The following is a 21,107-nucleotide window of genomic DNA, read 5'->3' on the forward strand; positions in this document are numbered from 1 at the left end:
TCCCTTAATTTTTAAAAGCTTTCATATTTTTAAAACCAATAGCTGAAACTCCAACAACAAATGCTGAAGATACAATGACAAATGCAGAGGCTAGTCCATAAGTATATGATTGCTGCTGTGTTGACAGTTTATAAACAAATGAAATTAAGATATCAGTGATACCAGGGTTTCCTGGATAAGGGAAACCTTCAGAATTTAAGGCCACACCGTTTGCTCCGTATAAACTAAAAATTCCAAAGTTTCCAAAGTTAAATGTAAATTGTCCGACTAATAAAGGGGCAATTTGTGTGATGACAATAGGAATCGTAATTTTTATTAATTGACGACGTTTATTTGCACCATCAATCATTGCTGAATCATAAAGATCTTTTGGTATACCTTGAATTACACCAGTTATTAACAAGAATAAATAGGATTGACCTAATCAAGCTTGAATAAAAATTAATGCTACTCTAACTTGAGTTTCTTGTCTAGTTCATCCGTCAACACCAAAAATTTTTTTAGTAAATTCGTTGAAAGATTCATTTGCAAATAACAGACTAAACATCATGATCATAATAAATGCCGGTACTGCTCAAGGAAGAATTAAGAATAATCTAAAGAAACTTTTTCCCTTTAGTCTATCATTATTTACTAGTAGCGCAGCAATTGTACCTGCAGCGACTGAACCTCCTGTCGCAAAAATAACTCATATAAAAGTTCAAAGCATTACATATTTAAAAGATGTTGTATATTTTCCGCCAAAGATAGCTTTAAAGTTATCAACACCAACTCAACTAATATATTGTCCTGGTCGAGCAGGATCAAAACCCTTACCGTAGTTAGTAAAAGCAATTAATAGAGTAGCTATAATAGGAACTAGTATTACAAAAATAATTCCAATCATTGCGGGTAAAGAAAGAATGTAAGGTGTACCTTGAGATTTTAAAAAAGCTCTTGTTTGTCTTCATGTATTGGGGCGTGCTCCAATATGCATTTGTTTAGAGACATTTTTCGCATCAACGATAGATAAAGTAATAATAAGTGAAGAGATAACTATCAAAATTAATCCAATTATACCTTCAATCATGAAAAACCTTCCATCATTAACATTTGGATTACTTGCCCCAAAATCAATCAGACCAAGAATACCATTACCTCCGACGTTCCCAATTCCAAAACCATAACTCACAAATAAAGCAATTATTGGAATAGTTAGAAACATTAAAAAACCTTTTTTGTATTGTTTATTTAGCATTTGGCCAACACCAGGAATTATTGCTAAAAAAGGTACCATTCACTTTTTGTAGTTACTTACTTCGACAGGAAAACTATTATTAATATTTTCTATTTCAGAGTTGTAACTTATATAATTTTTTTTCAATTCATTTTTAAATAAATGTTTTAAATATTTTAACTGAGTTTTTGTCTTTGTATATTCATTAGAATTTTTTATGCTTTTTATTTCTTGTTTGTATTGTTGTTTAATATTTTTTATTTCACTTTGAGTTACAGCAAGAGTTATCTCATTTTTAAATTCATCTTTAAAATGAATTATCTTTTCTTTGGTTTTTTCATTATAATAAGTTTTCTTGCTTCTTAAACTTTCAACAGTTTTTTTTGCTTGTTTAATTAGGCTTTCATATTCTGATTTGATAGCAATTTTTTTTAGAAGAAATTTTTGTTTAACAAGGGCTTTTAATGATTTAACTTCATAATCATAGCTTATTTCCTTACCTCTATCTAAAATTGTAGATTGCATTTTTAGTTTATCTGTAACTGGTAGTTTTCTTGATATTTTTTTTAAATCATGGTTTATTTCTTTTTTTAAATCATTTTTTTTGTTGTTAAAATCTTTAATATTTTGTCCCTTACTTTTCATATAAAAAGTATCGCCGTTGTTAGTAATAAGCATTTTCATTTCTTTAACTTTTCGCTTAGCAATATCAAAAGATATGTTGATTCATTGATTTTCTAATCTGTAAATAAACTTAGCTGAATAAATTTCAAATTTTGTATAATGCTTATTCATTTTAGTTTTAAAATCTTTAAGTTCTTTTATCTTTGCCTCATAACTAATTTTTGCCAATTGTTTACGAGCTTTCAAATCAAACATTTCTTTTACAAATTGATCATCTTTTGGAGAAAAATAATTTTCTATTTCAAATTTGTTAAATATTACTTTTCCATTAGTATCTTTTTGTAAAAATTTTATAAATTTTTTGTTAAATTTATCTCTTAAATCATTTTTAAATTCAGTTATGCCAAACTTTTCAAAAATTTTAGCTATTTGTTTATTAGAAAAAGTATACGAAGTATCTTTGAAGTTATCGTCATCGTAAGTTTCATCAATTTCTTTAAAAAGATCAGTAAACTCTTTGAAATTTAATTTTGAAAGTTCATTATAAACTTTTTCCCTAGTGCTTAAACGTTTTAAATTTTCCAAATCTTGCATTTTTTCACCTATTTCTTTTAAAATTTATATTCTCTATTTTTCATTTTCTTATAGCTATAATTACGCTTTGAATCGTAAATGTCTTTCACTATAAAAAAGAAAGAAATTAGAATACCAATGAATAATAATATTGATAAGATGTCAAAAACTGTTACTCTTTTTAGTACTATAATTGGTACAAAAGCAAATCCCAGTCAAATTATTAATCAAAAGATAACAAAAACTTTTCCGACAGTTATTTTATTAAGAGCAATAACTATGTAAGATACAAACATTATTAAAAAAATAGCACCAGTGATGTATTGAATTAGTCAAACTTTTGTAGCAGTACTTATAAATTTATCCATCTCTTTTGAATTTTTTCTTATTCCCTGATTAACAGCAGTTAATGTATTGTTGCTTAAATCAAACAACATATGAATTGTCAATAATAGAATGTAAATTATAGAAATTACTAATAAGATATAAAAAACTTTTTTATTAATATTAACTTTAAATTTATTGTAGTTTCTTATTTCCATATTTCTCCTTCAACTTAACTTTATAAAGATCTATTTATAGTAGTTATTATGGTTATAAGAATTTTTAACCAAAAACATAGTTTAGTTTATTTTTTTTGAAAAGGTCCAAGAAATGTTTACCAAAAGCATTTTCATCAGTTTTGTCCATAGCTATTCTGTATGAAATTGCATATGTTTCTCAATAAATATCAAATAATGCTGTATTTGGTCGTGAAGTAACGGCCTTTGATTCTCCATAATATCCTTTAGCAACTGCTTTTAAAGCCTCACCAACAAATTTTTGAGCTTCACTTCCTTGTGCTAGTTCATTTACAGCGTATTCTATATTTTCTTGATATGCTGAATATTTTCCATCAACTTCTGCTCAATTAGCTGCATACTCTTTTTGTGAAACTTCTTTAATGAACATCATTGCTGCTTCAGTTTTGGTAACTTTATTTTTGTTTTTATCCGTTTTTGTAATATCTTTAATAGTAGATTTTACGGCTCAACCATATCCTCCAGCAAAACCTGACATTGAATATTTTCCTTCTGAATCTACTTTAATATCACCAACACTAGCAATTCCAAATTTAGCGTCCTTGTTACCTTGTTTCATAGCATTAATATCATCTTTTAATAAATGTGGAGCGATTAATTCCATTGATATTTCACCGTCTTTTAAGGATGCGGCTACTTGATTATTTATTTTGTCATCATTTGTTTGATTAATCATGGCGTTGACAAATTTTTTTTGAAATGATTTTCCATAAGCTTGCAAAGTTTTTGTTGCTTGACTAAAATCAATTTGGAAATCTTGATTTTCAAACAATGAATCATAGTCATTTGGATTTTTTGACTCATTAGCAGTTCCCCCTTTTTGTCATACTAGTGAAGGCGAATTACTATCAAGAGATTTTGTTTTTATACTTTCAGAATTTTTATTTACATAGGCATTCAAAACATTTCCTCCAATAAAACCATCTACAGTTCTAAAAAAAGATTTTGCTTTTTTGACAGCATTATTAATTTTTATTAAGTTTTCTAATGTTGGTAAATCAGTAATCGTTGAATCTAATTGTTGAGCGTTTGCAAACTCGCTTCCGACTATTTTACCATCAACAATTCCTAATTTTTTTTCGTCAAATAATCAAATATTGTTTTCAATACTTGCTGGTATCATTCCATAATAGTCCTGATTATTTTTTAACAATTTCGATGTATTTCATACGACTTGATTATCATTAGCTACAATTTTATCGTTTTTAATTTCAATTCCATAATGAACTTTATCCTCTTCACTTTGAATTAATACTGATTTAATTTCTTTTGATAAATCTTTGATATTATTTTGATCAACGTAACCTTGGTAACGATCAAAACCTAATAAAAATACATCAGCAATAGAATTATCTTTTACCCCTTTTTTAGAAATTTGATCATATTCTTGAAATATATCAGTTTCCTTAGCAACTACTGTAAAATCAAGTTTTCTAGATTTAAAAGTTTCATTAACTTTTTTAATAGCTTTTTCATAAACTGGCTTTCAAGTCTTATTCATTTGTACAATTATGACATTATCGTTATTAGTTTTTGTACATGAAACCATAATACTCGCGCTTGTTGCAGTTAATGTAACAGCGCTTAATGCTGTTAATAATTTTTTCATTTTATTAATATCCCCTTTCAATTTTTTTAATTAGTCATTTTAAACAAAAGTAATTTTTTACTTCCTACTTTAATTAAATAACTTTGGCAGGAATATAACAATTTTTAAATCTTAAATTATTGAATTAGTTGTATAGACAACTTTTTAGTTTATTCGCAAGAAATAAATTATTTCAAAAGGTTTTTTAATTAAAATAAAAATATGTGTGAAAGGAATTATAAACATGAACAAAATTGAAAAATCTGCAATTATTCATATTCCAAAAAGCAATATGGCCTATGCTTATGATGAAGAAAAAATTCATATTATACTAAGAACAAAAAAAGATGATTTAGTGAAAGTAGAACTTTGATGTACAGATCCTTTTGATGTGACTAAAAAAGAAAATTTGCTAAATTTTAAAGCGTTTGATATGAAAAAAACGGGCTCTACAACTGAATATGATTATTGATTTATTGAAATTAAACCAAAGGATAAAAGACTTACATATTTCTTTAATCTATATGGACAATGTCAAGATAATATTTTATTTACAGAAAAAGGTTTTTTTGATATTGATATACTGCCAAAAATTCTCCAAGGCGGGTTTGGATTCACATTTCCTTGAATGAATCCTGTGGACATTTTTGAAGCACCAAGATGAATTAAAGATACCATTTGATATCAAATTTTTCCAGAACGATTTGCGAATGGTGATCAAGCAATTAATCCCCCAGAAACTTTAGATTGAGGAAGCACTGAACCGACTCCAGATAACTTTTTTGGGGGTGACTTACAAGGAATTATTAACAATTTAGATCATTTAGCTGACTTGGGTGTTAATGGGCTTTATTTGTGTCCTATTTTCAAAGCTTCTACTAATCATAAATATGACACTGTAGATTACTTTGAAATTGATCCAAATTTTGGAAACAAAGATAAATTTCGAGAACTAGTAGATAAATGTCATAGTTACGGAATTAAGATTATGATTGACGGAGTTTTTAATCATATTGGTTACAAAAGTCCAATATGACAAGATGTCGTTAAAAACCAAGAAAATTCAAAATACAAAAATTGATTTTTTGTTAAGGAATTTCCTGTTGAAGCAATGGATGAGACAAGTCATCAAAATAATGTCAAGGAACTGAATTATCACACCTTTTCATATAATGGGTATATGCCGAAATTTAACACTTCTAATAAAGAAGCTAGAGATTATTTATTAGAAGTTGGTAGATATTGAGTTGAAGAATTTGGAGTTGATGCTTGAAGACTAGATGTTGCTAATGAAGTTGATCACAAATTTTGAAGATCTTTTAGAAATAAAGTTAAAATGAATAATTCAACTTATATATTGGGAGAAATTTGAACAGAAGCAAATGCCTGATTAAAAGGTGACCAATTTGATGGAGTTATGAACTATTTTTTAACAAGTGCAATTTCTGATTTTATAGCACAAAATTCAATTTCAGCAGAAACTTTTAAGGACCGAATTACAAATGTTCTTCATATATATCCAAAAAATGTACTACCTGGAATGTTTAATTGTTTGGATAGTCATGATACGCCAAGATTATTAACTCAATGTGGTGATAGAATCGAGAAATTTTTATTAGCGTATAGTTTTCTTTTTACCTGTGTTGGTGCTCCAAGTATCTATTATGGAGATGAAATTGGAATGAATGGTGATAATGATCCTGGATGTAGAAAGTGTATGAATTGAAATAAATCGGAGTGAAACCAACAAATATTTGCTCACTTTAAAAATTTATGCAATTTAAGAAAAACACATCCTATTTTGGGAAGTTATGGTGAAATGAAATTCAATTTTGTTAGCGACCATTACATTGAATATTCAAAATTTGATGAACAAAATAGATACGTAATTTTTTTAAATAACTCTGAAAATAGCCTTATTTTAACAAAACCAAATCTAAAAGGAAAGACTGAATTGATTACAAACCAACTAGAGCAAAAAGATGAAATAGTATTAGCTTCGAACTCGCTAAGAATTTACAAAATACAATAATGAATATTAAAGCGGTAATATTTGATCTCGATGGGGTTATTACAGATACTGCCCCACTTCATTTTAAGGCATGATCAAAGACTGTTGAAAAAGTTGGTATAAAAAAATTAGATCATTCTTATTTGGATAATCTTAGAGGCGTAGGCAGAGTTCAATCACTTGAAAAAATACTAAGTAGTCACAATATTAAATTAAATGATGATAAATTTTTGTATCTTTTGGATTATAAAAATAAATATTATATTGATCTTCTATCTAAAATTGATAAGCAAGCTATTTTGCCGGGAATAACTAATTTTCTAAAAGAATTGAAACAAAACAATATTCCTATTGCAATAGGAAGTGCAAGTCATAATACAAAATTGATTTTGGAAAAAGTTGCTCTTACTGAATATTTCGATGAAATTGTCGACCCTAGTTTGGTAGCAAATAGTAAACCTTTTCCAGATATATTTTTACAAGCTGCAAAACAATTAGAAATAGATCCAAAAAATTGTGTTGTCATTGAAGATGCAATAACAGGCATAATAGCCGCTAGGACAGCAGGTTGTAAAACAATTGGAATAAATGTAGAAGCAGATATTAAACTCGATAGTACAAAAAAACTAAATATGAAATTATTGGAAAAATCATTTTAATTTTTTCATTTAAATGAAAAAAGAGAACAAACAAAATTTGTTCTCTTTTTGTTTAAAACCTTAATTTTCAGATTTTAAATTTTTAAATGGATCAGTGAAAGTTTTATTTCTCAAATCGCTAATCTCTGCTTTATATGGTGCAAGTTCACCGATATAAGGAGTTTCTAAAATTTTGGGAATTTCCTTGTAATCAGAATCTCATAAAATTTCATTTAAAATTTCAAAACCGATTGTTCCATAACCAATATTTTCATGACGGTCTTTATGAGCTCCAATTGGATTTTTAGAATCATTTAAGTGAAATACTAAAATTTTTTCTACTCCAACTGTTTTGACAATCTTTTCTTTAACTGCAGCTCAATTGCTTAAATCATAACCAGCGTCATTCATATGACAAGTATCTAAACAAACACCTACTTTTTCAGGATTGTTTAACTTAGAGATTACATAAGCAATTTGTTCTAAATCAGTTCCTACTTCAGTACCCTTTCCACTCATTGTTTCAATTGCAATTTTAACAGTATGTTGATGTTCACTGACAAGGTTCAGTCCTTCAATTAGCTTTTCTAATGCTTGAGCTGGTTCACCTTTAGTATAAGCACCAGGGTGTAAAACTAATATATTAATTCCGATTGCTTCACAACGTTCAATTTCACGAATTAACATCTGAATTCCAAAGTTTCAAGTTGTCTCGTTTACAGGATTTGAAATATTAATTAAATATGGGGCATGAACCACTAAATCATTAATATCAATTTGATGTTTTGCTAACAATTCATGCATTTCTGCAATTTTAAAATTCTCAATTGGTTTTCGATTAGCATTTTGAGGTGGACCAGTATAAATCATGAAAGTGTTTGCTCCGTTGTTAACACTTTCAGTTACTGCCCCTACCAAGTAATTATTTTTTTCCGATGCTGAAACATGTGAACCAAGAATTGGGTATTTTTTCATAAAGCCTCCTAGGCTATTAATTTTAAAGCTTGTGCTTTATCAGTATTAATTAAGTTTTTTAATTCTTCAATTGAATTAACTTTTTGATTTTCACGTAAGTATTTCACTAACTCAATTTCAATTCCTCAACCATAGATATCTTGATCGAAGTCTAAAATGTGAGTTTCAAAAACTTCACTTTGTTGGTTGTTAACTCAGAAAGAGGCAATCCCTCAGTGAGTAAAATCTTCATTTGGTAAAGTAACCTTTACTAAATAAACTCCATATTTAGCTTTTAATAAGTTATTAGTTAAAAGATTAGCAGTAGGGAATCCAAGCTCACGACCATGATGATTTCCATGCTCAACATGCCCTTTAAAAGTAAAGTTATGACCAGTTAATTGTTGGTAAGTATCTAAGTCTCCTGTTGTTAAAGCTGTTAATATTGTTTTTAAGGTTTGATCATGATTTGGTTCTCATTTAATAGTAATTACATTTTCTTCACCAAAAACACTTATCAAGCTTGATAACTCAGCATAATTATCAAATGTAATGACTTTGTCAATGTTTAGATCTTGTTTAAAATTACTTCAATCACGATCAAAAGGCGTTTTATAGTATTCAATATATGCCAGTTGTTGTTCTTCACATTTAGCTTTTAAAACATTATTTGAAATAACATTGGCAATATTATATTTGTCAGAATCAACCACCATACTTAAATTATGTTTTGGAAACTTTTGTTTTGCTTCTAATATTAAATTAGTTTCGTTATCTGTTCAATTTCCAAAATCTCCAATTATTGCAATTGATGGTTCCATGTTATAAAGCATTTTTGTTAGCTCACTGTAGTAAATATTTCTCATATAATCCTCTTATTCATTATCTTAATTATAAAATAAAAAGAAACTTTTAAAAGTTCCTTTTTAATATATCTAAATATTATTCATTTCGAGTAATTTGATCTTCATCAGAATAATTTGGTTTTTGAACGAAATCATGTGATTTATTTTTGTGTCATTTGAATTCCCCTTCAAACGGAAATAGCTCACGACACTTCATATAAAGTTCTTGATCAAATGTTTTTGGTAACGCTTTTCAAGAATATTTATATTTTGGTTTACGCGCAAATTTTGATGTTTTTAAACTAGCAAAGTTTGATGTATCTCGACTTAGTGCTGTCATTGCAATTAAAACTTTTTTAGCAGAATGAGCGCCATAGTTCATATCTCTTAAACGATTTTTAGATCCAATGATTAATCCTAAACTTACAAAAATTCCAATGTAAATGAAAAAGATGGCAAAATTTTTAAGAATATAAAGTTGAGTTGCTAACGTTGTTGGATCTGCTAATGAAGTTCCAAAAGTTATTGCTGTAAATCCTCGAATGACGTATGTAAATGGCACGAGATAACTAATATAGTGAAAGAAAGCAAATTGGGCAAATGCAGGAAAAGTTCCTCCACCAGCGGCAAGTGATAATACCATCACAATAACCGTCATAAACTTCCCAATTGACTCATCTTTAACAATAAACCATAAGGCCTGAATAATAATTACAAACAAAAAACCTGAAGCTATAAATCATAGTCAAATATAAAACATTGTTACTAATCCTAGCATATGTCATCCAACAGCATAAGCTAATCAAATTTCTAAAGTGGCTTGAACAAAAACTGTTAACATCATCAAAACAGTTTTTGACAAGTATCATTGTACAGCTGTAGATTTAGCCACCCGTTTTCCACGATCAAAGATAAACGTTTGCATTAAAACTCCAACTCATAGTCCGATTACCAAGAAAAAGATTCCTAACCCAATTCCGTATAAACCATTGTTTTCACCTTGAATTTCAACTTGAACGATTTCTTCAGGTGTAAAGCCACCTAAAAGTTTATCGTTAAAAAAGATTTTTAACTTATTTGGTAATTGGCTAACACTAGTAGCCCCCAATAAAACATCAGAGTTTTTAAGAACACTTTGGTCAGCATTTTTGATAAACTGTTGTTGATTCATAATTGGGTCTACAAGAGTATTGTTAAAAGTTCCAAGATTGTTTAAAAACTTTTCAATGTCTTTAAGACTATTATCTAAACCTAATAGCTTAGCGATTTTTTTAATAACTGATGATAAAATAGTTTCTTCAGTTTTATCTGTTTGTCCGACTAGAGCATTGTACAAAACTTGATTAATATGGGGAGCATCTTCTTTGATTCCTGCTTCAATAATATTGATAATTAAAGTCTTAATAAATTGGGGAAACTGAGAATTTCCTGAAATAATTCCTAAAGCGTCAAGAACTTTAGTATTTTCTAATAGTCATTTGCCAATATCAGTTAGTTCATTAATCGAATTAATTAACTTTCCACCTTTAGCAGATGATCTTAATTTTCCATTTTCATCAACATCTCCAAAAATTGTGTATTTTTCAAATTTTTGACGTTGCTCGCTTGTTCCTAAATCAGGGAGATTAGGAACATTCATTGCAACATACTTTTGATAGTTATCAAATTCGTTAACCACACTTGTATTTCCAGCATCTGCAAGAGCCAAATTTAAAATATCTCCACTTGTTGAAAGTGTATTTAATAGATTTGTTCCCACTAGCGAAGTTAAAACTGAAGGAATTGCTTTAATAATCATTCCTTCGGCAAAGGTATTAAAGGTACTCATATAGTATCCAAAAATAAAATTACGTTCAAAAGTTGTTCAAATATCAATTTGATTATTTTTCATTTCTGCAACTCATTCAGCTAAAGTTTTATTTAAGTTATTAGCAATTTCATCATCAGTTGCACCTGCTTGATATAATAATGTTCCGGCATAACCAATTAAATTAGCAAGATAGTTTTCTTTAATTTTCAATTGAGCATAGTACTTTGTACCTTTTCATTGATTTGTAATCTCTTGGTTATTATCAATATAACGAATATTTGTTAATGCCATCTTATCGGCAATTTTAGGTGCCGAAAATAGATAGTCTTGATCACTAATTGTCTTATCTGTTTTTGGCAATAGTTTTGATTTAATAATTTCTCAACTACTTGTGACTTCGTATTTGATTGTTTTATTAGCTTTAGTTTTTAGTTTTAAACCATTGTTTAGAACCAATTCTACTCCAGCTGGAGTAGAATTTCCTTCAAAGTCTTTACCATTTTGAAGATTGTAAACAAGCTTATTTAAATCTTCAACTGTTTCTCCATGAGAACCAATTGGAGCAGAACCATTACTATAATTTAATGCTCCCATTTTCAAATGGTATTTACTTGATGTTGCAAAACTTGAAGTTTCTTCTTCTTCAAAAGAAGTTACCAAAATAATATTATGGTCATTGTTCATAATAGCAATTGGTGCTCGTCCAATTCCCTCAATTGGATTTCAAAAGGCTAATACACAGGTAATTCCATAGATTATTGGAACTACCCCAATTCCAATAAACTTAATGATTCGTTTTCACGACATTAAGATTCTTGATTCAATTTCAATTTTAATAGCATGACCTAAACCTTTAAATCATCCCCTAATTGTTTCGTTGCGCTTTTCAAAATTTTTATCAATATTTTTAGACATAAAATATTAGACCGTTTTAAATTTTAATTATTTAAAATTTAAAATACTCGTCACTATCTAAATTGACAGTATTTCTTAGTGCATGACTAATTAGTTCTTGGGTAATTTTGATTTTTTCTGGATCAGCGCCTTCTAATAACTTATTACGGTATTCATATACATAATCTTTTAAATCAGTTGCTCAAGCATGACCTTTTTTGGTAACCTGTAAATTTGTACTACGACGGTTTGTAGGGTCTTGAACTTTAGTGATAAACTCGTACTCTTCTAACTTAGCAATAATTCGACTCATTGTAGTTTTATCGATATCCAAGTTTAAAGAAATCTGACGCTGATTAATTTTTGGTTTGAAAAAAATCAATAGCAAAACAGTAAAATACATTTTATCCATGTTGGCAGGTAAACTATTTTTTTTGTTTACATACTTAATTCCATTAACAATAATAAAATAAACTTTAAATGCAAATGGAATTTCAATAGCATTTTTTGACATAATTAAAAATCTCCTTAGTTCTTACAAGGATATAATCTCTCAAAGCAAAATTATTGTCAATCAAAATAGGACACAAATTGCAACTATTCTGGTTTTTGTGTTTCTTGACGTTTTTCTAGTTCACGATTATTTAACATTATTTGTAACTCATTTTTAGTTTGTGCAGTTTTAATTTCCATCAAACTTTGGGCAATTTCTGGACTTGTACGACGTTTATTAATAATTGCAATGTAAATAAATCATCCTAAAATTGGTAATAAAAATCATAATCAAAATTTTCCACGAATTTGTTTTTCCAAATCTTTTAAGATTTTATTAAATCCTTGAAGTTCTTGAGTTAACATTTCATTATTTTTAATTAGTTCTTCAGTTGTTAGTAAGCTTGGGTTTGTCATTGTTATTCTCCTTTTGTGATGTTGATTTGTTCAACAACTTTTTCGATTAATGTAGTAATTGATTGTGTAACAACTTTCATTTCTAAAGTGTTATTTAAAAACTGTTCTTTAGCTTCTGAATTTTGCTCGATATCAATTTTTGCAAGAAAATTATTAAAGTCGCTTAGATAATTACTTAGTCCTTCAAGATAATGAAGTTTTTGAATGATATCGTCATTCTGAATAATGTTGTTACAAAACTGATTTAAAATTGCACTAAGCTCGGGCGATCAAGCTGTTAGTTCACTTGTGTTAACCAGATTTAAATAGCGTTGAGTATAATAGTCAATTTGGCCATTAAAAAAAAGCGCTACAACATTTGAAAAAAGTTGTTGATCTTCAAGGTCTTTAAAAGCAGAATTATTAGTTTCACAGTAGTTATTAAAATCTTTAATCGTTCCTACAAAGTATAAATATCGTTGAACGAATTGTTGAAAAACAATTGCCAAGTCAATAACTTTTAGATCTGATAAAGTTTTAAAAATTGCGGTTAATCCAGAAATTATTTCTTCGCCAAATTTGACTTTAGTTAAAACATTAACTTGTTGATAGATATCATCCAAGTTTGGATCTTCTAATTTTAAAATTAAATCTTCTAAGATTTTAGCTTCACTTTGAAATATAGCGACAACAATTTTTTCAAGATCAATTTTTTGTGAGATGTTATAAGTCATTTTGTTTCCACCTTTACTTTATATTTTATCTTATTTATCTTATAATTTTATAAGAACTTGAAAGGAAGAACATATGTATTACTTAGGTACGATACTTGCATGTATTATTGGATACTTGATTGGAGCAATCTCCTTTTCTGTAATTATTGTTAGATGACGTCACGGCGTTGATATTAGAACAACTGGGTCGGGAAATGCTGGGGCTACGAATACCGCGAGACTTCTAGGAAAAAAATGAGGAATTGCGGTAGTTTTTCTAGATGGAATTAAAGTTGTTGTCGTAGCATTTGTGGCAGTTGGGTTATCGTTTATCAATAATTCACTTTTTTCACAAACAAGCTATTTCATTCCATGTATCTTTGCCTTAATTGGGCATTGTTATCCGGTCTACTATAATTTTAAAGGTGGAAAAGCAGTTTCTTGTTTTCTAGGATTACTATTAGTTGTTAATTATATCTACTTGTTATTATTTTTATTTATTTGATGAACAACGATTTTTATCTTTAAAAAAGTATCAATGTCATCAATTGTTGCTGCATTAACAATTGGAGTGATTATTTGAATTCCCCATACTTATGGAGTTGATAGTTATTTATATAAATGAAATTCATGAACTGAATTTAATGCTGCTTGAGCAAACGGTTATATCTTCACTGAGTTTAACTGAATGCATACCTTGACACCACATCAGTATGCTTCATCAATTGTAGAAATGCAAATTTGTATCTTGATTGGTTTCTTAATATTAGGGTGAAGACATTTTCCTAATATTAAACGTCTTAAAAATAAAACTGAACCTGTTACCTTTCCAAAGTTAACAAATGAAGAAAAACGTAAGTTAAAACTAGAACGTGAACTTATTCGTCAACAAAAAAAGCAAGCAAAAGTTAAAAAAACTAAAACTACCAACAATTAATTATTAAGTCAAAAAAGAGTGCCAATGGTACTCTTTTTACTGAAAAAATACTGCGAGTGTCTCCTTAAAAATAAAATATTATAACTAATTAAATGTTTGTAATGTCAAAAAAAGCAGTTATTTTTAAAAAAAAATCAAAAGTGGAAGAATCATTTAAAAAATAAGCGAAAAAAAAGGCGGAAAAGTAGATTTTTCTATCTTTTCCGCTTTTTTTTTTTTTTTTTAATATGAGTAAATATACCCATAGAAAGAAAAAAGGATGTAAATATGAAAAAATTATTAACATTATTAGGAGCAGTTGGGTTAACTGCTACTGCTGGGGCAACTGTTGTTGCATGTGGGAATCCAGAAAAAAATAAAAATCAACCTGTGGATATAACATTGTTTAAAGAAGAGGCTAAAAAACTAGCAACAGGGTCTTATAAAACAATTGACGAAGCTGTTAAGGCAATCGAAGAAATCAAAACTCTTCCAACTGGAATTGGAAAAATTGAAGTATCAATTGATAAAGAGAACTCAAAAAATATTGAAGTAAAGTTTCAAGCCTTAAAAGGATATGAAACTCCTGAGAATTTAACTTTAAGATTTCAAGCAGAAGGTGCTAAAATTCTAACTGAGATTGACATTCATGTAATTCAAAAAACTGTTCAAGAACAATTTGTTGAGGAATTAGATACTATAGATGCTGTTAATGAAAAATTAAAATCAATATCAAATGAAATTGAAGGTGTTGCTTCATTAACTGCAGAATTAAAACCAGGATCAGATACTACTGTAGTTGTAAACGTTAAAGTTGATGAAAACACTCATTATATAATTGGAGATAGTTCGTTTGAACTTGAAAATGCAATTAAGGAACCAACAAAAGTAACACAAATGCCAACAATATATATTAACAGTCAAGGAAACAAAGTTTCAACAAATGATACCAACCTATCAAGTATTCAATCTAAAGAAATTGTCCAAATAGGATTTTATAAAGTTGGAGATAAAGAAATTCGTGGAGTAAAAATGCCAAAAAGTGTCGAAAAAGTACCAGCATCTTTACCATCACAAATTACAAGCTTAGAAGGTATGTTCATGGATTGTAGCAATTTTAATCAGGATCTCTCAACATGAGATGTTAAAAATGTAACTGATATGAGTGGGACATTTTTTGGAGCATCTAAATTTGACAAAAATATTTCAGAATGAAATGTTTCTAATGTAACAGACATGGGTTCAATGTTTAATGGAGCTACTGTATTTAATCAAGATCTTTCAAAATGAGATGTCTCAAATGTGACTAATATGCAACTAATGTTTAGAGGGACAACTTTATTTAATCAAAATCTTTCAAAATGAAATGTTAAGAATGTTCAGCGTTTTGACAATTTTGATGAAAATTCAGCTAAGTACTGACACAGTTCAATGAAGCCGCAATTTAATAAAATCAAGTAAGTTTGTTTCGCTAAACGACGCTAATTAAAAGCTGTTTTAACAACTATTTTAAGTTTGCTTTTGCTTTAGTTCATTTTTTTATTATCGTTTTACTTGTTTTCACTACTAAGAAGTTTTAAAAATAGCTTGAAATTTTTAAGGTCGTAAACTTATCAAAATAGAAAAACAGCAATATTTTAAAAAAAGTTTTTCTAATTATTTTCAAATTTTTGCTTGCATTCAACCTACTTTAAAGAATTAAGATATAAGTGTAAGTAAAGGAAAAAAATAAAATGAAATATATAAAATTAAATGATGGTAATAAAATTCCACTAATTGGATTTGGAACTTTTCAAATGACAGATTCTGTACAATGTGAAAAAGTTGTTCTTGAAGCGTTGGCAGCTGGGTATCGATTAATTGATACAGCGCAATCATACTTTAATGAGGAAGCTGTTGGAAATGCAATAACCAAATCACAAGTCCCTCGTGAGGAGCTTTTTATTACTACTAAAGTTTGAGTTGATAATTATGGGTATGAAAAGACAATTGCTTCTGTGAAGGAATCTTTGAAAAAACTTCAACTTGATTACCTTGATTTAGTGCTTTTACATCAACCATTTGCTAATTATTATGAAGCCTATAGAGCCTTGGTGTTTTTACAAAAACAAGGATTGATAAAATCAATTGGAGTATCAAATTTTTATCCTGATAGAATTGCAGATTTATGTTTATTTAACGAAGAACAAATTATGCCTGCAGTTAATCAAATTGAAATTAATCCGTTTTTCCAACAACAAACAGCAATTAGTGTCAATCATAAATATGGTGTTATTGCACAAGCATGAGCGCCTTTTGCCGAAGGACGTAATAATATTTTTGATAATTCAGTTTTGAAAAGTATTGCTGATAAACACCAAAAATCTGTTGCCCAAATTATTTTGCGTTGATTATATCATCAAGATATTCCGTTTTGTGTTAAGTCTAGTAAGAAAGAGCGCATTAGAGAAAATCTTAATATTTTGGACTTTGAATTAGTTGCTGAAGATATGTTAGCTATTACTAGTTTAAATTTAGATAAGAGTAGTTTCTTTGATCACAGTAGTGTTGAGGGACCTGAGTTAATTAAAAAGTTAGTAGTTCAAAGAGCTGCAAAATAAAAAAGTGTAGTGATCTTTCACTACACTTTTTTTATAAAGATAAATTAATTTCTTAGGCCAAGAGTTTTTTTACAGACTTTTGCAAGAGCAACAACTGAATAAGGGTTTTGTCCGGTAATCAATTGTCCATCAACAACTACATGTGATTTAAAGAAGCGTTTTTTTACAAAAATTGCTCCATTGAATTTAGCAATTCTTTCATTAGAAAATGGGACTTTAAACTTTTTACCACTTAATATTTCTTCAGTATCAGTAAACCCAGTGATTCGCTTGTTATTAATTAAATACTCACTAGTATTATGTTTAATTGTCAATAATGCAGCAATCCCATGACAAACACTGGCAATATATGCGCCTTGATTATAATTATTGATTACAAGACTTTCAATATCACTGTTATCGTAAAAGTCTCACATAGTTCCATGACCACCAGTAAAGTATATTAGATCATATTTATTTGTCATGACTTCTTTAAGTGATTTAGAGTTTGCCAATGCTTTTGAAAAATCATCATCTTTATTTAATCAATCCAAAGAATCTTTGTCAGCCATTTTAAGGCTACGACGATCTAAAGGAACCACTCCTCCTTTTGGACTAGCATATTCGATTTCACAATGTGATCCTTGAAACTCTCTTATAAATTCTGTTGCTTCTCCCAATCATAATCCTGTAGATTCAGAATTATTCCCGTATTGTGAAACATTAGTTAAAACCATTAATATTTTCATTTGTGATCCTCTGCTATTCTATTTATCTATTATTATAAATAAAAAAGAATCACTAATGATTCTTAATTTAAAATATTTTATTTACCACGTTTCATCGCATTCATAGTTTTTTTAATGTCTGCTTCAGATGGTTTTCTTCCCATGCTCATATACATAGCTCTAATTTGTTTTTCATTAATTGGAGGATTTTCTTTTAATTGTTTCTTAACAACAATTCGTGTAATGAAAAATCCAATAATTCCTCCAACTAATAGTGATCCTAAGATTACACCGATTAACATTCCTGCTAATCCACCAGCTGAAAAGCTAGTTGCTAATAATATATTCATATTTTCTCTCCTTATTTTGTTTGCAAATGTTTTAATATTTGGTTAGTAATATTATCTACTTTAAATCCAAATTTTTCAATAACAACTTCTCCAGGTGCAGATTCACCAAATGAATCAATTCCAAAAGTCAATCCTGTATCACCAACATATTTATGTCATCCTCATGTAGTTCCCATTTCAATAGAAACTCTCAAAGTTGTTTTATCAATTACAGAGTTTTGATATTTTGTTGATTGCTTATCAAATAATGAAGTTGATGGCATTGATACTACTTTCGCCTTAATTCCATGAGTTAATAAAGCTTCTTTGACATCAATTGCCAAACTAACTTCAGAACCAGAAGCAATTAAAGTTACTGAGGCATCTTTTTGATCTGCAATAATGTAAGCCCCTTTTTTAACATTTTCAAAAACATTTTTATGTGGTAATTCACGTAAATCTTGACGAGTTAATGCCAACGTTGTGGGACCATCTTTGATTTCTAAAGCAATTTTATAAGCAGCTGCTGTTTCAGCATAATCTGCTGGACGAATTAAAGTATGGTTCGGAATTGAACGCAACATTGCTAATTGTTCTATTGGTTGGTGGGTTGGTCCATCTTCTCCAACAGCAACTGAATCATGAGTAAAAATGTATAGTTCTTGAAGTTTCATAATTGCTGCCAAACGCATCGCTGGTTTTAGATAATCAGCAAATACAAAGAATCCACTTCCGTATGCTAAAATTCCTCCATGAGCTGCCATTCCGTTATTGATAACACCCATTCCAAACTCTCTTACTCCGTACATAATGTTACGACCTCGTTTAAATGTAGGTTCATAATCACCATCGGGTCCTTTAATTTTTGTTGAAGATGCCAAGTCAGCACTTCCTCCAAGCATTGTAGAGTTATCAGTTGCAATCGTATTAAAAATTGTTCCAGAACTAATTCTTGTTGCTTGTGCTTTTGAAGGAACATGCTGCATTATTTTTGCTTCATCAAAAGTTCAATTTCGGTTTAAAGCATTATTTAGTTCGGCAAATTCACCAGGATATTCAGTCGCATAATTTGCAAAAAGTTTATCTCATGAACTATTAAGTTCAATTCCACGAGTTAAAACAGCTTGTTTTCAAAATTCCAAAACGCTTTCAGGAATTTCAAATTCGTTGTGATTTCAATTAAAATACTCTTTAACTTTTTGAATGTCTTTTCCTAAAGGTGCTCCGTGAACTGCACTAGTGGCAGCTTTTGATGAACCAATACCAATTACAGTTTTAATTTCAATATATGTTGGTTTTGATGAACTTTTAGCTTTGTTGATTGCTTTTTCTAATGCTTTTAAATCTTCACCATTTTCTACACGAAGAGTATTTCAATTTGCTGATTTAAATCGTAACTTTAAATTCTCTGCTTGTGCTTTTGCAACTTCATCATCAAGTTGAATATCATTTGAATCATGCAACAAGATCAACTTGTTTAATTGATTTTTTCCAGCAAAAGAAATTGCTTCTTGAGCAACCCCTTCTTGTAAATCACCATCACCACATAATACATAGGTAAAGTGATCAATAATGTCGTATCCGGGTTTATTGAATTTATTAGCTAAAAAGGCTTCAGCAAGTGCCATTCCAACTCCCATTCCAATTCCTTGACCTAATGGTCCAGTTGTCACTTCCACTCCAGAAGTAATTGTTGATTCGGGATGTCCAGGAGTTAAACTTCCTCATTGACGGAATTGTTTCAAATCATCGATTGACAAGTTATATCCAGATAAATGTAAAGCTGAATATAATAAAGCACTTCCATGTCCAGCAGAAAGCACAAAACGATCACGATCAAATCATTTTGGATTCTGAGGATTTTGCTTCATAATTTTAGTAAATAATGTGAAAACCATTGGGGCTGCTCCCAAAACAATTCCTGGGTGTCCAGAATTAGCTTTATTAACAGCTTCAACTCCTAATATTCTCAATGCATTCAAATTGTCGTTTCCAATATTATTTTTCATGATTTTCTCCTTTTTTTAAATTTTTGATTTTTTGGGGAGTAATATCTTCACCCTGTTCATTAATAACTTTAATTGATTGAAGTTGATGTTCTAAATTTCGTCGATAAAGCTCAATATAACGAGAACGTAGCAAATCACGTAACTGATGTTCTTCAACTGACAAGTCACGAGTTTTTTTGATTGCAGCTAAACGGTTAATTTCTGAAATCAATTCTTGAAAAGATAATTGTTCAATCTTATTTTTCATTAGTAATCTCAGTTATTAATTGAATAATAAGCTGCTCCAACAATTCCTGAATTGTTTCCAAGTGATGCCAAATCAAAAGTGATTTCGTCTCTAATAATTTTGACAATTAATGGTTTAACATTCTCTTCAATAATTTCCAATAAATCTGTGCCCATTCCAGAACCACCACCACCAATTACGATAAGTGCTGGGTCTAAAGCTTGGATCATAATTGCCATATGATTAAATAATGGCTGATAAATTTCTTCGATTAATGCTCTGATTTCTTGGGGTTTATTATTAGCTTTGTAAACTCTTGCAATATCTTCCATTGTAATGTCATTGGGCTTATCAAATAATTTACTAATACTTGTTAAGTTATTATCTTTTAGTAACTTCATAAATGTTTTTCCAAATGAAACAGCTGAACAAGTTCTTTCAATACAATAATCCAAACCACAATTACATTTATACAAGGTTTGCATTTTTCCACCATGACCGAATTCACCAGCAAAACCATGTTCTCCTGATACTAATTTGTTTTCACTAACAATAGCTCCACCAATTCCAGTTCCCAATCAATAAAAAAGACCTGATGAATAACGTGATGCAGCTCCAATTCAGTATTCTCCTAATGCTGCAGCATTGACATCATTTAGAACATGGACTTCTTGTTTTTTAAATAACTTTTTAATTGTGGTTTTAATATCAAAATTTTCCAAATTTAAATTTCCTGATAAAACTACAATTCCTTTTTCGTGATTAATAAATCCCGGACAAGCAAAACCAATTCTTTCGATATCAATATCATAGTTGTAACCCAACTCTTCAACTTTGTTGATAGTTTTCATAGCTAAATTTTCCAATAAATTATCCTTATCGTTTTTAACAACAAATGACGTTTCAAGTTCTCCAAATTGATTAACGATTCCAACTTTGGCACTTGTTCCACCTAAATCAATTCCTAAAATTTTTCTCATAAACA

The 21,107-nt window shown here is 29.2% G+C and carries 19 protein-coding genes; 5 read left to right on the forward strand and 14 right to left on the reverse strand.

The features are described from left to right. Positions 1–4: 4 nt before the first annotated feature. The 3 genes from L872_RS0102210 to L872_RS0102220 all read right to left on the reverse strand — a co-directional run bounded on the left by L872_RS0102210 (position 5) and on the right by L872_RS0102220 (position 4,603). The gene (locus tag L872_RS0102210) at positions 5–2,434 is read right to left on the reverse strand and encodes a carbohydrate ABC transporter permease (protein WP_027063246.1); all 2,430 of its coding nucleotides are present in this window, start codon (positions 2,432–2,434) and stop codon (positions 5–7) included. A gap of 17 nt (positions 2,435–2,451) precedes the next feature. After that, positions 2,452–2,955: a hypothetical protein gene (locus L872_RS0102215; protein WP_027063247.1), complete on the reverse strand. Its 504-nt coding sequence runs from the start codon at positions 2,953–2,955 to the stop codon at positions 2,452–2,454. A gap of 64 nt (positions 2,956–3,019) precedes the next feature. After that, entirely contained in the window at positions 3,020–4,603 is a 1,584-nt protein-coding gene (locus tag L872_RS0102220) for a hypothetical protein (RefSeq protein WP_027063248.1), read from the reverse strand. A 223-nt stretch (positions 4,604–4,826) separates the two neighbouring features. Between L872_RS0102220 and L872_RS0102225 the strand changes: the two genes are divergently transcribed. Continuing rightward, positions 4,827–6,614, forward strand: a complete 1,788-nt coding sequence (locus tag L872_RS0102225; RefSeq protein WP_027063249.1) for a glycoside hydrolase family 13 protein — start codon at positions 4,827–4,829, stop codon at positions 6,612–6,614. Next, complete coding sequence (pgmB, locus tag L872_RS0102230) at positions 6,614–7,252, forward strand: beta-phosphoglucomutase (protein WP_027063250.1); 639 nt, start codon at positions 6,614–6,616, stop codon at positions 7,250–7,252. The genes L872_RS0102225 and pgmB overlap by 1 nt, the downstream gene beginning before the upstream one ends. Before the next feature lie 60 nt (positions 7,253–7,312). Here the strand turns inward: pgmB and L872_RS0102235 are convergent, their stop codons facing one another. From L872_RS0102235 to L872_RS0102260, 6 genes are all read right to left on the reverse strand, one after another. After that, entirely contained in the window at positions 7,313–8,206 is an 894-nt protein-coding gene (locus L872_RS0102235; RefSeq protein ID WP_027063251.1) for a deoxyribonuclease IV, read from the reverse strand. Between the two features lie 8 nt (positions 8,207–8,214). Beyond that, a complete protein-coding gene (locus tag L872_RS04910) occupies positions 8,215–9,051 on the reverse strand; it encodes a riboflavin kinase (RefSeq protein ID WP_051418432.1) in 837 nt (278 codons plus the stop codon). 76 nt (positions 9,052–9,127) lie between these two features. Then, positions 9,128–11,755, reverse strand: coding sequence for an ABC transporter permease (locus L872_RS0102245; protein WP_027063252.1), 2,628 nt, complete (start codon positions 11,753–11,755; stop codon positions 9,128–9,130). A 31-nt stretch (positions 11,756–11,786) separates the two neighbouring features. Further along, a complete protein-coding gene (locus L872_RS0102250) occupies positions 11,787–12,248 on the reverse strand; it encodes a MarR family winged helix-turn-helix transcriptional regulator (protein WP_027063253.1) in 462 nt (153 codons plus the stop codon). Between the two features lie 83 nt (positions 12,249–12,331). Beyond that, a complete protein-coding gene (locus L872_RS0102255) occupies positions 12,332–12,643 on the reverse strand; it encodes a hypothetical protein (RefSeq protein WP_027063254.1) in 312 nt (103 codons plus the stop codon). 2 nt (positions 12,644–12,645) lie between these two features. Continuing rightward, on the reverse strand, positions 12,646–13,356 hold the full coding sequence (locus L872_RS0102260; protein ID WP_027063255.1) for a hypothetical protein: 711 nt from the start codon (positions 13,354–13,356) through the stop codon (positions 12,646–12,648). A 73-nt stretch (positions 13,357–13,429) separates the two neighbouring features. Here L872_RS0102260 and plsY point away from each other — a divergent pair, with 73 nt between their 5' ends. From plsY to L872_RS0102275, 3 genes are all read left to right on the forward strand, one after another. Further along, positions 13,430–14,272: a glycerol-3-phosphate 1-O-acyltransferase PlsY gene (plsY, locus tag L872_RS04610; protein ID WP_084340178.1), complete on the forward strand. Its 843-nt coding sequence runs from the start codon at positions 13,430–13,432 to the stop codon at positions 14,270–14,272. Between the two features lie 267 nt (positions 14,273–14,539). Further along, positions 14,540–15,712: a BspA family leucine-rich repeat surface protein gene (locus L872_RS04915; protein WP_051418433.1), complete on the forward strand. Its 1,173-nt coding sequence runs from the start codon at positions 14,540–14,542 to the stop codon at positions 15,710–15,712. 272 nt (positions 15,713–15,984) lie between these two features. After that, a complete protein-coding gene (locus L872_RS0102275; RefSeq protein ID WP_027063256.1) occupies positions 15,985–16,851 on the forward strand; it encodes an aldo/keto reductase in 867 nt (288 codons plus the stop codon). A 44-nt stretch (positions 16,852–16,895) separates the two neighbouring features. Here the strand turns inward: L872_RS0102275 and L872_RS0102280 are convergent, their stop codons facing one another. The 5 genes from L872_RS0102280 to L872_RS0102300 all read right to left on the reverse strand — a co-directional run bounded on the left by L872_RS0102280 (position 16,896) and on the right by L872_RS0102300 (position 21,102). Next, positions 16,896–17,579, reverse strand: a complete 684-nt coding sequence (locus L872_RS0102280; RefSeq protein ID WP_027063257.1) for a type 1 glutamine amidotransferase domain-containing protein — start codon at positions 17,577–17,579, stop codon at positions 16,896–16,898. A gap of 77 nt (positions 17,580–17,656) precedes the next feature. After that, complete coding sequence (locus L872_RS0102285) at positions 17,657–17,902, reverse strand: YneF family protein (RefSeq protein ID WP_027063258.1); 246 nt, start codon at positions 17,900–17,902, stop codon at positions 17,657–17,659. 17 nt (positions 17,903–17,919) lie between these two features. Continuing rightward, positions 17,920–19,896 carry a transketolase gene (gene tkt / locus L872_RS0102290; RefSeq protein WP_027063259.1) on the reverse strand — a complete coding sequence of 659 codons (1,977 nt, stop codon included), beginning with the start codon at positions 19,894–19,896 and terminating at the stop codon, positions 17,920–17,922. After that, positions 19,886–20,143 carry a DUF896 domain-containing protein gene (locus L872_RS0102295; protein WP_027063260.1) on the reverse strand — a complete coding sequence of 86 codons (258 nt, stop codon included), beginning with the start codon at positions 20,141–20,143 and terminating at the stop codon, positions 19,886–19,888. Before L872_RS0102295 ends, tkt begins: the two co-directional genes overlap by 11 nt. Next, positions 20,143–21,102, reverse strand: a complete 960-nt coding sequence (locus L872_RS0102300; RefSeq protein ID WP_027063261.1) for an ROK family protein — start codon at positions 21,100–21,102, stop codon at positions 20,143–20,145. Before L872_RS0102300 ends, L872_RS0102295 begins: the two co-directional genes overlap by 1 nt. Positions 21,103–21,107: the final 5 nt, after the last annotated feature.

Source organism: Mesoplasma seiffertii ATCC 49495 (assembly GCF_000518725.1).
Classification (GTDB): domain Bacteria; phylum Bacillota_I; class Bacilli_A; order Mycoplasmatales; family Mycoplasmataceae; genus Tullyiplasma; species Tullyiplasma seiffertii.